We start from the raw sequence: 14,846 nt of genomic DNA, 5'->3' as shown, positions 1-14,846 counted from the left end.
GCGGGCCAGGGCTGCGGGGCGGGGGCGGCCTGCGGGACCTGGGCGGCGCCGCGCGCGGCGGGCTCGGGCTGCGCCCACGCCGGGGAGGGTTGCTCGGCCTGGGCCCAGGCGGGCTGGTCGGGGGCGGCGTGCGGCGGGGCGGCGGCGGCCCATGCGGGACCGGGCTGCTCTGCCGGCGCGCCGGCCCACGCCGGCTGTGGGGGCCCGCCGGGGGGTCCCCAGGAGGCGGGCGGGGCGGGGTCGGCCTGCTGCGGGGCCTGGCCGGCGCCCCAGGCGGGGGCCGCCTGCTGCTCGTTCTGGTTTGCCCAGGCGGGAGGGTTCGGCTGCCCGGACGGTGGCGGGGGTGCCCAGCCCAGGTCGGGGGCGCCACCGTAGCCGTTGCCCTCCTGCGCCGGGCGGTCGCCGTACGGCGCCGGTCCGCCGGCGCCCGGCGACACCTCGTCCGGCTGCTGGCCGGGGTGGTGCGTGCCCTCGGACGTCATGCGTGCGCCTCCTCCATCACCTGTCGGCCGCCGCTGCCGATCGGTCTGCTCGGCAGGGTGGCCGGCGTCGCCGGTGTACCGACCGTGCCGGCTCCCCGCACCGTATCCGGTGACTGCCCGAGGGCTTCCGGGGAGCACCGGCCGTCACTCCCTGTGGCCGGGTGGTGTCGAGCGGCTTCTATCGACTCGACCTGCTCCCGGTCGGCGGGCGACGACCGAAGCCCACCGTACCGGGCGCTGCGGCGGGGTGGAATCCCGGTGTCAATGGGTGTGAAACGCCGATGGCCCGCCCGGGCGGACCGGGCGGGCCATCGATCTGGAGGAGGTGAGGAACGATCTGGGCGTCAGCTCATGTGACGCTGGGCGATGGCGAGGATCTCTTCGCGGACCGCGGGCGAGTTGGCGGAGCGCAGCGCGTGCTCGATGGCACGGGCGCGGCGGTTGGCGTCGCGGCGGTTACGGATTCGCTCGATCATGCTCATGGTGGTCTCTCCTCCTGGCTATTCGGTTGTCAGCCCCTGATGTCTCTATTGAACCGCAGAACGGCCCTAACTTCCATCGATTATTAGGTGAGCTGGGACACGAGCCGAACAATCGAAGGTGAAACCGGCCCGGGAACCGATGTTTCTGTCTCCCAACGGTCACGGCCGGTGTGCCGGGCGTTCACCCGAGGCACACCGGCCGTGGCTGGTGTCGAGACCCGTCAGGTCCAGGCGAGCAGCGCCGCCTCCGGGTCGGCCAGGAAGTCCCCGATGTCACGCAGGAACTTCGAGCCCAGCTCGCCGTCGATGATCCGGTGGTCGAACGACAGGCCCAGCGTGGTGACCTGGCGCGGGCGGACCTTGCCCTTGTGCACCCAGGGCATCTCGCGTACGGCGCCGAAGGCCAGGATCGCCGACTCGCCCGGGGGCAGGATCGGCGTGCCCGTGTCCACGCCGAAGACACCCACGTTGGTGATCGTCAGCGTGCCGCCCGACATGTCGGCCGGCGAGGTCTTCCCCGCCTTGGCCGTCTGCACCAGGTCGGTCATCGCGTCCGCCAACTCGCGCAGCGAGAGCCGGCCGGCGTCCTTGATGTTCGGCACGATCAGCCCCCGCTCGGTGGCCGCCGCGATGCCCAGGTTGACGTAGTCCTTGACCACGATCTCGTCGCCGGCCCAGGTCGAGTTGACCATCGGGTGGCGCCTGACCGCCAGCAGCACCGCCTTGGCGACCAGCAGCAGCGGCGAGACCCGCACGTCGCGCCACTCCCGCCGGCCGCGGAGCCGGTCCAGGGCCTTCATCGCCCGGGTCACGTCGACGGTCAGGAACTCCGTCACGTGCGGGGCGGTGAACGCCGAGCGGGACATGTTCTCGGCGGTGAGCTTGCGTACCCCCTTGACCGGGATGCGCTGCTCGCGGTCCGCGCCGAAGCTCGCCGCCGCCGTGGCCGGGGCCGCCACCGTCAGCGGCTCGGCCGCCGCCGGGGTCCCACTCGCCGCCCGCTGCACGTCCTCCCGGGTGATCGAGCCCAGCGGGCCCGATCCGGTCAGCGCGGACAGGTCGACGCCGAGGTCCTTGGCGAGCTTGCGGACCGGAGGCTTGGCCAGCACCGGGCCGCCGGCCCGGCCGTGGCCGTTCGACGGCGCGGTCGGTACCGGGGCCGCCGGAGCGACCGGGGCCGGCGGAGCGGCCGGAGCCACCGGAGCCACCGGAGCGGCCGGAGCCACCGGAGCGGCCGGGGCCGCCGCCTGCGCCGGCACCGGGGTGCCGCCCTTGCGCGGGCGCCGCTTGGCGGCGGTGGTCCGCGGGCCGTAGCCCACCAGCACGGCGGTACGCCCACCCGGGGCCGGACCGCCGATCAGGCCCGGCTCGACCGCGCCCTCGGCCGGCGCCACCTCGACCGCGGCCAGCGACGCCGCCGACGGGGCGGGCAGGTCGGCGGCCGGCGCACCGGTCGTCGACGCCTCGATCGGCCCGGCGCCCGGATCGGTGTCGATCGCGATGATCGGCGTGCCGACCTCGACCGTGGTCCCCTCCGGGTGGAAGATCGCCTGCACCTGGCCGGCCCACTTCGCGGGGATCTCGACGGCCGCCTTGGCCGTCTCCACCTCGACGATCGGCTGGTTCAGCTCGATGACGTCGCCGACCTTGACCAGCCAGGCGAGGATCTCGCCCTCGGTCAGGCCCTCGCCCAGGTCGGGAAGGTTGAACTCCTTGATCCGCGACATGCCGCTCACCAGCCGAAGGTGCGGTCGACGGCGTCGAGCACCCGGTCGAGGTCGGGAAGGTACTCCTCCTCCACCCGGGAGGCCGGGTAGGGGGTGTCGAAGCCCGTCACCCGCAGCACCGGGGACTCCAGGGAGTAGAAGCACTCCTCGGTCACCCGGGCCGCGATCTCCGAGCCCAGGCCCAGGTTGCCCGGGGCCTCGTGCACGACCACGCAGCGGCCGGTGCGCTTCACCGACTCGTACGCGGCGGTCAGGTCCAGCGGGGAGAGCGTGCGCAGGTCGATGACCTCCAGCTCGCGGCCGTCCTCGGCCGCGGCCGTCGCCGCGTCCAGGCAGGTCCGCACCATCGGCCCGTACGCCAGCAGGGTGGCGTCGGTGCCGGCCCGGGCGACCCGGGCGGAGTGCAGCGGGTACGCCTCGGACAGCGGGGCGTCCAGCTCGACCGGGCCCTTCTCCCAGTAGCGCCGCTTCGGCTCCATGAACACGATCGGGTCGTCCGAGGCGATGGCCTGCTGGATCATCGTGTACGCGTCCTGCGGGCTGGCGCAGCTCACCACCTTGAGACCGGCGGTGTGGGCGAAGTACGCCTCCGGCGACTCCGAGTGGTGCTCGACCGCGCCGATGCCGCCGCCGAAGGGGATCCGGATGACCATCGGGATCCTGACCTTGCCCTGCGAGCGGTAGTGCATCTTCGCCACCTGCGACACGATCTGGTCGTACGCGGGGTAGACGAAGCCGTCGAACTGGATCTCGCAGACGGGGCGGTAGCCGCGGATGGCGAGGCCGACCGCGGTGCCGATGATGCCGGACTCGGCGAGCGGGGTGTCGATCACCCGCTGCTCGCCGAAGTCCTTCTGGAGGCCGTCGGTGATCCGGAAGACGCCGCCGAGCTTGCCGACGTCCTCGCCCATGATGACGACCTTCGGGTCGTTCTCCAGGGCCTTGCGCAGGCCGGTGTTGAGGGCCTTGCCGAGGGTGAGCGTCTCCGTGGCCATCAGTGGGCGCTCCCCTCGAACGACTCCATGTACCTGCTGAACTGCGCCCGCTGCTCGTCGAGCTCGGGGGACCCGGTGGGGTAGACGTGGTCGAACATCGTCACGGGCTCCGGGTTGGGCATGGCGAGCACCCGCTCGCGCAGGTGCACCGACTCGGTGCGGGCCTGCTCGTCGACGTCGGCGAAGAAGTCCGCGTCGGCGATCTGCTGCTTGGTCAGGAACGCCTTCATCCGGGCGATCGGGTCCTTGGCCTGCCAGGCCTCGACCTCGCTGGCGATCCGGTAGCGGGTCGGGTCGTCGGAGGTGGTGTGCGCGCCCATCCGGTAGGTGTAGGCCTCGATCAGGCTGGGGCCCTGGCCGAGCCGGGCGTTGTCCAGCGCGTGCCGGGTCACCGCGTACGACGCGAGCACGTCGTTGCCGTCCACCCGGACCCCGGGGAAGCCGAAGCCGCCCGCCCGCTGGTAGAGCGGGACACGGGTCTGCCGCTCCAGCGGCTCGGAGATGGCGTACTGGTTGTTCTGGCAGAAGAACACCAGGGGGGCGTTGAAGACGCTGGCCCAGACGAACGACTCGTTGACGTCGCCCTGGCTGGTGGCGCCGTCGCCGAAGTAGGCGATCACCGCCTCGCCGTCCTCGGTCCCGGTCTTGCCGTCCATGCTGACGCCCATGGCGTACCCGGTCGCGTGCAGGGTCTGTGCCCCGATCACGATCGTGTACATGTTGAACTTGAACTCGTTCGGGTCCCAGCCGCCCTGGTCGACGCCCCGGAACAGGCCGAGCGGCATGATCGGGTCGATGCCCCGGCAGTAGAGGACGCCGTGCTCCCGGTAGGTCGGGAAGGCCATGTCCTGGGTGCGCAGCGCACGCCCGGAGCCGACCTGCGCGGCCTCCTGGCCCAGCAGGCTGGCCCACAGGCCCAGCTCGCCCTGGCGCTGCAACGCGGTGGCCTCGGCGTCGAGCTTGCGCACCAGCACGAGGTCGCGGTAGAGCCCGCGGTACTCCTCGTCGGTGAAGTCGACGCGGTACTCCGTCCCGTCCGGGCCGGTCGCGCTCTCGATCCGCTCACCCTCCGGGGTGAGCAACTGCACCAGCTGCGGGTCGCCGGTCGCGCCCTTCCTGGAGCGGGGTGCGGCCCGCCGGCCGCGGCTGGAGACCCCGGGGTCGCCCTTTGCCATCCGTCTCTCCCTGTCTGTCTGCGTCGGCACCGGGGGGTCACCCGGCCGCGCAACTCGTGCGCCTGTCCGGCTGGTGCCGGACCGGTTCCTGGCGGCCGCGCCTAGCCCCGGTGGGGGTTGCCGCGCGGCGTGAAGCCGGATTCTTGGCCGAACCCGGTTCGGGAGCGCCGGCGCCCAGCCGCGCCTGCCGCGGGGGTGCGCGGAGGTCGAGGCTGCGTTGCCGTCGTGGTCCATATTCGCATCACACGTGAGCGCGCCCACAGTACGCCCGCCCCGCACCGGGAGGGCGGCCCGCTTCGTTACACGAAGCGCCGGGTGTCCGTTCCATCGACTCGCGGCCGATCCGGCGATGGTTCGTCACCGTTCGGCCAGATACGCGTGTCGACACGCGGTAGGGGGTTGGCTGACGGAGCGTCACTGGGCAGGCTGATTGGCGGGAGGATGGCCCAGGTCGAGCGGTTTGCCGGTTCCTCTCGGCGATGCGGGTGCCGCCGGGCGGTTCGGGTCGGGCGCCGTCGCGGTGTCCCGCTGCCCCCGGCCGGCGGGAGGCCAACGAGGAGGAGTGCGCGGTGTCCGATCCAGTCGAAGGCCCCGGTGCCCCGTTCCTCGGTCGGCACCGTGCGGCCGGTGGCTACCGCCGACTGGTGGGCGCCCACCGGGCGCCCGGGTCCGGCGGGCCGCCCCGGGGCTACCTGTTCACCGTGGCGCTGCTCGCCGGCACCGCGTCGATGCCGATCCTCGCCGCGATCAGCACCGGCTCCGCCACGGTCGGCAGCACCGCCCTGCCCGAGAGCGGCACCCCGTTCCTGCCCACGCCCTCCGTGGGCCCGGTGGTGATCCCGGTACCGGCGACGAACCAGCCGGCGGTCGCCCCGTCGACCCCGTCCCCGGCCGTGGCGACCCCCAGCACCTGGCGGCCCGCCGCGCCGGCCCCGCGTACGCCGGTCGTGGCGGCGCCGGGCCCGGGGTCGGTGGTGCGGCCCGCTCCCCCGCCCCCGCCCGCGGTGGTCCCGTCGCGCCCGCCGGGCGGCCGGCCGGTTCCGCTGCCCTCACCGAGCCCGTCACCCAGCCCGTCCACGTCGCCCTCGCCCGAGCCGACCCCCTCGCCGAGTCCGTCCCCGGTGATCACGGCGACCGGCTCGCCGACCCCGGGACCGTCGGCGGAGCCCACGAGCACCGGCTCGCCGCCGCCTGCCGACCCCACGCCGACCCCCGGTCCCACGCCGACCTCGTCCCCGACCGGCCCACGGCCCGCCGAGGCTTCCCGCCTTACGGTCGAGCCGGCCGGAGTGCGGGCCGGCGCCGGGCGGCCACGGGTACGGTGACGGCCGACGGCAGGTGAGCCGCCCGACGGCGCAGCGCGGGTCGGGCCGCCGGTGGGTGGACGGGGTGGCTCCGGGCGCGGCCCGGGGCGGAGCAGAGGCGGAGCGCTGAGCGGAGCGGACGGCACGGGCGCAGGGCCCTCGACCCGCCCGGACGCCGTGCCGCGTCCCGGCCCCACGCTGCGGCTCGCCCGGCTCGTCACCGAGCTGACCGCGCCCGCGGTGCTGGTCTCCCTGCTGACCGTGGCGGTCGGCTGGCACAGCACCCGGGGCACGCACGGGCTGGCCTGGGGCCTGCTCGCCACCCTCTTCGTCAGCGGCATCCCGTTCGCGTACATCGTCGGCGGGGTGCGCCGGGGCCGGTTCACCGACCACCACGTGGGCGTCCGCGAGCAGCGCCGCGTCCCGCTGCTGTTCGGCCTCTGCTCGGTGGCCGCCGGCCTGGCCCTGCTCGCGGTCCTCGGCGCGCCCCGCCCGGTGCTGGCCCTGGCCGCCGCCGGGCTGCTCGGCCTGGTGGTCGCCGTGGCCGTCAGCCACTGGTGGAAGATGTCGATCCACTCGGCGGTGGCCGCCGGCACGGTGGTGGTGCTGGTGCTGACGTTCGGCGCCGCGCTGCTGGCGACCGCGCCGCTGCTCGCGCTCGTCGGCTGGTCCCGGGTCCGCCTGAACGACCACACCGTGCCCCAGGTGGTCGCGGGAGCCCTGCTCGGCGCACTGATCGCGGGCGTCGTCTTCGCGCCCCTCCGCTGACCCGCCCGGCGCCCGTCCTCCGCCCACCGCCCGGCCGTCCGCCACGAGGTCGGTGGCGGGGTGGATCGTCCCGACCGCCGCCGACCTCACGATCAACGCGGGCCTTGCGCGGAACCGGTCAGGCGCCCTCGTCGGCCAGGCGGTGGCGGTTGGCCTCGATCCAGGCGTCCAGGGCGGCCGGGTCGTCCGGGTCGACGCCGTCGGCCATCAACTGCGCTACGGCGGCGGTGGCGGGGCTGCGCCGCTCGCCCGTGCTGTAGAGGCGGGCGAACTCCGGCACCATCTCCTCGATCGCCGTGTCGGTCTGCGCCGCCGCCCGCTCCGGCAGACCGCGCTTGCGGGCGGCGTACGCGGCCCAGCCGCGCAGCACCCGGGGCAGCAGGGCGGCGTCGTCCATGTCCAGCACCGCCCGCCGGTGCACCCAGTCCAGCAGGAACAGCCCGGACACGGTCGGGCTCCACCGCATCGGGTCGGCGTCGGGGAAGCTGGCCGCGTGGTCCAGCAGCAGGCTGAGGCAGAAGTGCAGCGAGGCCAGCTCCGCCCCGTCGACGGCGTCCAGGCCGAACCGGGCCGCCTCCGGCGAGGCGAGGAACCGGCGGACCAGCTCCGTACGCTCGGCGGCGGAGAGCGGCTCGACGGCGGGCGCGGGCACGGTGCGGACGGGGTGGGGCAACCGCGCCAGCCGGGCGCCGAGCAGGGCGCGGTCGGTGGCCAGCGAGCCCTCCCCGGGCAGCTCGCTCAGGCCGTCGGTGATCGCCAGGTGCCGGCCCACCTCGGCGTGCATCCGGGCCGGCTCCTCGTCGCGGAACCAGGTCAGCTCGTCCCCGGCGCACATCTGCCGCACCTGGTCGAGGATCCGGTCGGGCGGCCCGCCGACGAAGACGTCCTTGGTGATGCCGATGTTGTGGTCGAGCAGCGTCACCACCGCGTGCGCCGGCCCGCCGGCCGGGTCGTCGTACGCGAAGGTCGCCAGGTAGGAGGTCTGGTCGCCGTACACGTCGCCGTAGGACCAGCAGCCGGTGAGGTGGACCCGGCCGAGGTGGGCGGCCCAGGCGGGGGTGGCGGCGCCGGGGCGGACCCGGGTGGCGCCCTCGGCGTCGGGCACCAGCGCGGCGAAGACCGAGCGGACGGTGGTCGCGGCGGCCGAGCGGCGACGGGAGGTGGCGGCCAGGAAACCGGCCACGAATTCCCGCACCGCGCTGTCACGGTCGGTCTCCGCGACCGCGTAGACGCTGCCGAGCAGGGCCGCGCCGAGCATCTCCGCGTCGAGGGCGTTCTCCAGCTTGGCCACGTCGCGGGCGGCGTGCAGCACCGCGTCGTACGGGGTCTGAGGCGTTCCCATCCACCGACCCTACGCTGCCGCCCGGCTCCGGACGGCACGAGCGACCCGAGCATCGCCCGCGTCGTGGACACCCACCACCGCCGACCCGCGGCTGCCGCCGACGTGTGCCCGGGTCAGCGGCCGGCGGCGTCCCGCAGGGCCGCCCGGGCCTCGGCGTAGGAGGCGAGCACCGCCCGCACCGGTGCCAGCACCTGCTCCTCGCCGACCGTCGTCACCCGCTCGGTGAGCCGGTGCTCGGCGCGGCGGCGGGCGCGGCGGGCCGCCCACCGGACGGCCGGCCTGGTCAGGGCCGCCACCAGCAGCCCGGCGAGCAGGCCGCCGAGGAGCAGCAGGGTGGGCAGCGGCACCTCGCCGACGGTCGGGTCGGCCAGCTCCGGCAGGCCCAGCGCGCGCAGCCCGTAGCCGAGCGCCAGCCAGGCGAGCCCGGCCAGCGCGGCCAGGGTCACCAGCCACTGGAGGCCGCCGACGATCCGCCACCAGAGCGGCCGGCGGTCCATGCCGAGGTCGGTGCCGGCGACCGCGCGGTCCAGCGCGTCCGGCAGGTCGCCGAGGCGCGACCGGGCGGCGGCGGTCACCGCGGCGGGCCAGGAGGCGGGCAGTTCCGCCCCGGCCCGGTCGGCCACGGACCGGATCGCCAGCCCGAGCGCGGAGCGTTGCGCGGCGGTGGGGTCGGGCACCGAGGTCGCGGCGACCAGGCTCTCCGCCGGGTCGTCGCGCTCGCCGGTCGGGCCGGGCAGGTGCAGCCGACGCAGCGGGTCGGGCCGCAGCCGCCGCCAGCCCCGGACCAGCGGCCAGCCGGTGGCGGCGGCGCCCCGGTGCCGGTACGCCTGCTCGACCGCCTCGGCGACCGTCGGCACCCCGGCGGCGCCGGCCAGCGCCCGGTGCAGCGCGGCGACGGCGGCCTCGTCCGGCCCGGCGGCCGGCGGCCCGGCCCCGACCAGCTCGTCGAGCCCGGCCACCACCGTGTCCACGTCACCCTGGAGCCGGCGCAGCGCGGCCTGCCGCCCGGCCACCGTCCGTTCCAGCGCCTCCCGGAGCCCGACCATGCCCGCCGGTTCCACGGCGGTGGTGGCCTGCAGCGGCACGCCGGCCAGGCCGTCCGCGTCGAGCAGGCGGCGCAGGTCGGCCAGCACCCGGGGCAGCTCGGCCGGGGGCAGCCGGTCGGCCTGGTTGAGCACGACCAGCGTGACGTCCCTGTGCCGGTGGAACTCGCGCAGGTAGCTGGTGTGGATGACGCGGTCGGCGTACTTCTGCGGGTCGACCACCCAGACCACGAGGTCGACCAGGCCGAGCAGGCGGTCCACCTCCAGCCGGTGGGACCTCTGCACCGAGTCGAAGTCGGGCAGGTCGAGCAGGATCAGCCCGTGCAGGGCGGACTCGTCGTCGCCGTCGAGCACGCTCTCCCGGACGAACCGGTGCCGGGGCAGCACGCCGACCCAGTCGAGCAGCCGGTTGCCGCCGTCGAGCGGCCCCCAGACGCAGGCGTGCGTGACGCCGGTGGTGGGGCGGCGCACGCCGACCGGGGAGAGCTCCATCCGGGCGAGCGCGTTGAACAGGCTGGACTTGCCGCTGCCGGTCGCGCCGGCGAGGGCCACCACGGTGTGGTCGCGGGAGAGCGCCAGCCGGGTGCCGGCCCGCTCGACCAGGGTGTGCGCCGGCACGAGTCGCGAATCCGGCAGGTGGCCATCGACGACCGCGAGGAACCGGCGTACGGCGTCGAGGCGGGCGATCAGCGCGTCGGCGTCCACCTGTCGGTCACCACGGAACGCCTCGCGCATCCGCCCGACGATGTTCGTCATGATCCTCCGCCCTCGGCGCCGGGGAGGCGCGCGGCGTCCGCGTCGGCGAGGCCACTGCGATGCCGGGCCATCTCCACCCCGTTGCCGGCCCGGCGCAGGGCCTCCGCGGTGTCCGCGGCGGGCCGGGCCTCCGTCGTCCGAACCAGGTAGCGGGCGGCCTCGTCGTCCAGCAGGGCCCGCACCCGCTCCAGCAGGTCGGCCCGGGCCTTGGCGGCGAGCGTACGCACGGCCTGGTCGCCGAAGACCGCCTGGAGCACGGTCTGCGCGGCGACCGTGGTGCCGGCCCCGGTGGCGACCTCCAGCCCGGTCGGGATGAACGCGGTCGAGGCGAACACGGCGATCATCACGGCGAGCCCGGTGGCGTTGACGGCGTACGCGGCCGTGCGGGCCACGAAGCGCCGGTCGCCGCCCTCGACCCGCACCAGCTCCAGCACGCCGCGCTGCCACTCCCGGACCAGGCGCTCGGCCCGCTCGGGCAGGTCGCCGGCGGGGTGGGCAAGCCCCGGTTCGAGCAGCGCCGCCCCGGCGGGATGCGCCTTCCACCCGGTGTACGCGTTCTCCGCCGCCTCGGCGGCGACACCGCGCAGCAGAGTCACCAGCTGGGACTCGATCGCCTCGCGTAGCTCCGAGGCGGGCGCGGGACGGCCGGTGACGGCGCTCACCATCCGGTCGCGGAGCCGCCCGATCCGGGCCTCCAGCGTGCGGAAGAACTCCCCGGTGCCGACGAACTCCTGCCAGCGGGCGAGCACCTCGCCACGGAGCAGCCGACCGTCCTTCAGCCCCTGCTCGACGGTCCGGTGCGCCCCCCGGTACGCCGCCCGCACCCGCTCGTCGAGCGCGTCGGCGGCGGTCACCTGCTCGTCGGCGGCGTCGGCGAGCCCCTCGACCGCCGGGCGCAGCGCGGCGAGTGCGCCGTCGAGGGTCTGCCGGACCACGGCCGCCCGGGCGTCGGCGTCGGCGGCCAGCCGGGCGAACCAGGCGGAGAGCGGCGCGGTCACCCGGTCGGGCAGCAGACCCTGCCCGTCGACCCAGGTCTCGGGCAGCACGAACAGCGGGGCCGCGCCGAGATCCTGCGCGGCGAGCATCTCCGACAGGTGGGCGGCAACCTCGTCGGCCGCCTCCGGGGGCACCCGGTCCAGCACCATGGCGATCACCGCGCCCCGGGCCCGGGCGCCGCGCAGCAGCTCCCAGGGGACCGCGTCGGCGTAGCGGGCGGCGGTGGTGACGAAGAGCCAGAGGTCGGCGGCGGCCAGGAGCTGGCCGGCCAGGGCCCGGTTGGCGTCGACCACCGAGTCGATGTCGGGGGCGTCGAGGAAGGCCAACCCGGGCGGCAGGGCGGGGGCGGTGACCAGTTGCAGGGTGTGCGGGTCCTCGCTGGGCTCGTTGGTGCGGGTGAGGCCGGGCAGCAGCTCGCCCTGACGGAACCAGCCGGAGTCGGCCGGGCTGCACACCAGCACCGGGGAGCGGGTGGTGGGCCGGAGCACCCCGGCCGCGCTCACCCGCGCCTGCACCAGGCTGTTGACCAGGGTGGACTTGCCCGCGCCGGTGGACCCGCCGACCACCACGAGCAGCGGCGCGTCGAGCCGGCGCAGCCGGGGCAGCAGGTAGTCGTCGAGCTGGTCGGTGAGGCTCCCGGCGGCCCGTCGGGCGGGCTCGGCGGAGGGCAGCGCCAGCGGGAACCGGGCCGCCCCGATCGCGGCGCGCAGGCCGGCCAGCGCGGTGGGCAGGCTGTCGTCCCCGGTGGTGGCGGGCCGGTCCTCCCCGGCGTCCGCGGAGCCGGTGCGGGCTGCGACGGTGGGCGCGTCGGCCTGGGTGGCGGAGTCGCCGTGCGTCGTCACCGCTAAAGCGTGCCCGACCGACGCAAGGGAAGACAACCGGCCGGTAGTACCCGTGACTTGCGTCGGGTCGGCTCAACCTCGACTTGACGATTTCCGGGGGCGTGGCACTATTGAGTCAAGTTCACTCAACTTGTGGTGGGGTCGCTGCGTGCGGCACCCGCCACGCAGCTCAGGGCGGTGCCCACGAGCGCTCACAACGTCACGAAGCGAGGAAGCGAAGATGGCACGTGCGGTCGGTATCGACCTCGGCACGACGAACTCCTGCGTCAGCGTCCTGGAGGGCGGTGAGCCCACCGTCATCGCCAACGCTGAGGGCTCGCGGACGACCCCGTCGATCGTCGCGTTCGCCCGCAACGGCGAGGTGCTCGTCGGTGAGGTCGCCAAGCGCCAGGCGGTGACCAACCCGGACCGGACGATCCGCTCGGTCAAGCGGGAGGTCGGCACCAACTGGTCCGTCGACATCGACGGCAAGAAGTACACCCCGCAGGAGATCTCGGCCCGCACACTGATGAAGCTCAAGCGGGACGCCGAGGCGTACCTGGGCGAGCAGATCACCGACGCGGTGATCACCGTCCCGGCCTACTTCAACGACAGCCAGCGCCAGGCCACCAAGGAGGCCGGCGAGATCGCCGGCTTCAACGTGCTGCGGATCGTGAACGAGCCGACCGCGGCGGCCCTGGCGTACGGGCTGGACAAGGGCTCCAAGGAGCAGACCGTCCTGGTCTTCGACCTCGGCGGCGGCACCTTCGACGTGTCGCTGCTCGAGCTGGCCGAGGGCGTCATCGAGGTCAAGTCGACCAGCGGTGACAACGACCTCGGTGGTGACGACTGGGACCAGCGCATCATCGACCACCTGGTGAAGACCTTCCGGGGCGAGCACGGCATCGACCTGGCCCAGGACAAGATGGCCCTGCAGCGGCTCCGCGAGGCGGCCGAGAAGGCCAAGATCGAGCTGTCCGCCGCCACCACCACCAACATCAACCTGCCGTACATCACGGCCGGCGCGGCGGGCCCGCTGCACCTGGACGTGACGCTCAGCCGGGCCGAGTTCCAGCGGATGACGCAGGACCTGCTGGACCGCTGCAAGGGCCCGTTCGAGCAGGCCGTAAAGGACGCCGGCATCAAGGTCTCCGACGTCGAGCACGTCATCCTGGTCGGCGGCTCGACCCGCATGCCGGCCGTGACCGACCTGGTCAAGCAGCTCACCGGCAGGGAGCCCAACAAGGGCGTCAACCCGGACGAGGTCGTCGCCGTCGGCGCCGCCCTGCAGGCCGGTGTGCTCAAGGGCGAGGTCAAGGACGTCCTGCTGCTCGACGTGACCCCGCTGAGCCTGGGCATCGAGACCAAGGGCGGCATCTTCACCAAGCTGATCGAGCGCAACACCACCATCCCGACCAAGCGCTCCGAGGTCTTCACCACGGCGGACGACAACCAGCCCTCGGTGCTGATCCAGGTGTTCCAGGGCGAGCGGGAGATCGCGGCCTACAACAAGAAGCTCGGCACCTTCGAGCTGACCGGCCTCCCGCCGGCGCCGCGCGGCGTGCCGCAGATCGAGGTCACCTTCGACATCGACGCCAACGGCATCGTCAACGTCCACGCCAAGGACCTCGGCACCGGCAAGGAGCAGAAGATGACGATCACCGGCGGCTCCTCGCTGCCGAAGGACGACATCGAGCGCATGCGCCGCGACGCCGAGGAGCACGCCGAGGACGACAAGCGCCGCCGCGACGAGGCCGAGACCCGCAACCTGGCCGAGGCGCTCCAGTGGCAGACCGAGAAGTTCCTGGCCGAGAGCGGCGACAAGCTGCCGTCGGAGTCCCGTGACCAGATCAACGAGGCGCTCGGCGAGCTGCGTGGCGCCCTCGGTGGTCAGGACATCGAGAAGATCAAGTCGGCGCACGAGCGGCTGGCGCAGGTCTCCCAGCAGGCCGGTTCGCTGCTCTACAGCCAGCAGGGCGAGCAGCCGGGCGAGGCCGGTCCGGGTGCCGCGGGTGCGGCGGGCGCCGGGGCGACCGGTGGCGCGCAGGCCGGTGGCGCGGACGACGTGGTCGACGCGGAGATCGTGGACGAGGACAAGAAGTGACGGTCCGTCCCGGACACGGCACCACGGCAGAGGGATGAGGTAGCCCATGACGGAGAAGCCACGAGCCGCCGACCCGGGTGCGACCGGGTCGACGCCGGGTGGCTCCGCGCCCGCCGAGCAGGCCGGCGACGGGCCGCGGGTCGTCATCCGCAACAACCGCAAGATCAGCGAGACCAGCGAGACCAGCGAGTCGGCGGCGACCGCCGCCGACGCCGGGTCGGACGTCCCGGCCGAGGGCCTGGTCGAGGAGGCCGAGGTCGTGGTCGACGAGATCGAGGTCGAGGCGGCCGAGGTGGCCGGCCCGCCGGTGGTGGACGCCCCGGCACAGCCGGCCGACGGCGGCGGGACCGCGCTCGGCGCCGAACTGGAGGCGCTGCGCAAGGACCTCGACGAGCGGACCCGGGACCTGCAGCGGGTGACGGCGGAGTACGCCAACTACCGCAAGCGGGTGGACCGGGACAAGGGTCTGGTCACCGAGCAGGCGACCGGGGCGATGCTCGCCGCGCTGCTGCCGATCCTCGACGACCTGGACCGGGCCCGCGAGCACGGCGACCTGGTCGGGCCGTTCGGCACGATGGCCGAGCAGCTCACGGCGGCGCTCGGCAAGTTCGGGCTGACGGCGTTCGGCGAGCAGGGCGACCCGTTCGACCCGACCCGGCACGAGGCGGTGGCCCACCAGACCTCGGCCGACGTCACCGAGCCGACCTGCGTGCAGGTGATGCGTCGGGGCTACCAGGTCGGGGAGCGGCTGCTGCGACCCGCCATGGTCGCGGTCGCCGACCCGGAGTAGTGCGCAACGACGACCGGATCGTCCCGCCCACCCCGAACAGGTGGGCGGGACGGTCGGTCCC

Annotated in this window: 11 protein-coding genes and 1 pseudogene; 3 read left to right on the top strand and 9 right to left on the bottom strand. The window is 74.7% G+C overall.

Annotated features, from left to right (window positions below; genetic code table 11):
• The 6 genes and pseudogenes from ABZ793_RS00975 to ABZ793_RS00950 form a co-directional block, all read right to left on the bottom strand.
• Positions 1-482 (bottom strand): annotated as a pseudogene (locus ABZ793_RS00975) (hypothetical protein); the annotation flags it as partial.
• 344 nt (positions 483-826) lie between these two features.
• A complete protein-coding gene (locus tag ABZ793_RS00970) occupies positions 827-964 on the bottom strand; it encodes a hypothetical protein (protein ID WP_165947779.1) in 138 nt (45 codons plus the stop codon).
• A 221-nt stretch (positions 965-1,185) separates the two neighbouring features.
• Positions 1,186-2,691: a dihydrolipoamide acetyltransferase family protein gene (locus tag ABZ793_RS00965; protein ID WP_357450600.1), complete on the bottom strand. Its 1,506-nt coding sequence runs from the start codon at positions 2,689-2,691 to the stop codon at positions 1,186-1,188.
• Positions 2,692-2,696: 5 nt separating this feature from the next.
• The gene (locus ABZ793_RS00960; RefSeq protein ID WP_357449911.1) at positions 2,697-3,686 is read right to left on the bottom strand and encodes an alpha-ketoacid dehydrogenase subunit beta; all 990 of its coding nucleotides are present in this window, start codon (positions 3,684-3,686) and stop codon (positions 2,697-2,699) included.
• Entirely contained in the window at positions 3,686-4,861 is a 1,176-nt protein-coding gene (pdhA, locus tag ABZ793_RS00955; RefSeq protein WP_357449908.1) for a pyruvate dehydrogenase (acetyl-transferring) E1 component subunit alpha, read from the bottom strand. The genes ABZ793_RS00960 and pdhA overlap by 1 nt, the downstream gene beginning before the upstream one ends.
• 688 nt (positions 4,862-5,549) lie before the next feature.
• Positions 5,550-6,083: a hypothetical protein gene (locus ABZ793_RS00950; protein ID WP_357449905.1), complete on the bottom strand. Its 534-nt coding sequence runs from the start codon at positions 6,081-6,083 to the stop codon at positions 5,550-5,552.
• 259 nt (positions 6,084-6,342) lie between these two features.
• Here ABZ793_RS00950 and ABZ793_RS00945 point away from each other — a divergent pair, with 259 nt between their 5' ends.
• Complete coding sequence (locus tag ABZ793_RS00945) at positions 6,343-6,933, top strand: phosphatase PAP2 family protein (protein WP_357449902.1); 591 nt, start codon at positions 6,343-6,345, stop codon at positions 6,931-6,933.
• Between the two features lie 118 nt (positions 6,934-7,051).
• On the opposite strand, the gene ABZ793_RS00940 is transcribed toward ABZ793_RS00945, so the two are convergent.
• The 3 genes from ABZ793_RS00940 to ABZ793_RS00930 form a co-directional block, all read right to left on the bottom strand.
• A complete protein-coding gene (locus ABZ793_RS00940; RefSeq protein WP_357449898.1) occupies positions 7,052-8,275 on the bottom strand; it encodes a hypothetical protein in 1,224 nt (407 codons plus the stop codon).
• Between the two features lie 113 nt (positions 8,276-8,388).
• Positions 8,389-10,074 (bottom strand): GTPase, encoded by a 1,686-nt coding sequence (locus tag ABZ793_RS00935; RefSeq protein WP_357449895.1) that lies wholly within the window; start codon positions 10,072-10,074, stop codon positions 8,389-8,391.
• Positions 10,071-11,912: an ABC transporter gene (locus ABZ793_RS00930; protein WP_357449892.1), complete on the bottom strand. Its 1,842-nt coding sequence runs from the start codon at positions 11,910-11,912 to the stop codon at positions 10,071-10,073. Before ABZ793_RS00930 ends, ABZ793_RS00935 begins: the two co-directional genes overlap by 4 nt.
• Before the next feature lie 220 nt (positions 11,913-12,132).
• Here ABZ793_RS00930 and dnaK point away from each other — a divergent pair, with 220 nt between their 5' ends.
• Both dnaK and grpE read left to right on the top strand, forming a co-directional pair.
• Positions 12,133-13,995 (top strand): molecular chaperone DnaK, encoded by a 1,863-nt coding sequence (gene dnaK, locus ABZ793_RS00925; protein ID WP_357449889.1) that lies wholly within the window; start codon positions 12,133-12,135, stop codon positions 13,993-13,995.
• Positions 13,996-14,041: 46 nt separating this feature from the next.
• Entirely contained in the window at positions 14,042-14,785 is a 744-nt protein-coding gene (grpE, locus tag ABZ793_RS00920) for a nucleotide exchange factor GrpE (protein WP_357449886.1), read from the top strand.
• Positions 14,786-14,846 lie beyond the last annotated feature (61 nt).

Source organism: Micromonospora sp. NPDC047465 (assembly GCF_040643125.1).
Taxonomy (GTDB): Bacteria; Actinomycetota; Actinomycetes; order Mycobacteriales; family Micromonosporaceae; genus Micromonospora.
The sequence above is the reverse complement of the archived record's forward strand: the minus strand, read 5'-3'. Positions and strand labels throughout refer to the sequence as shown.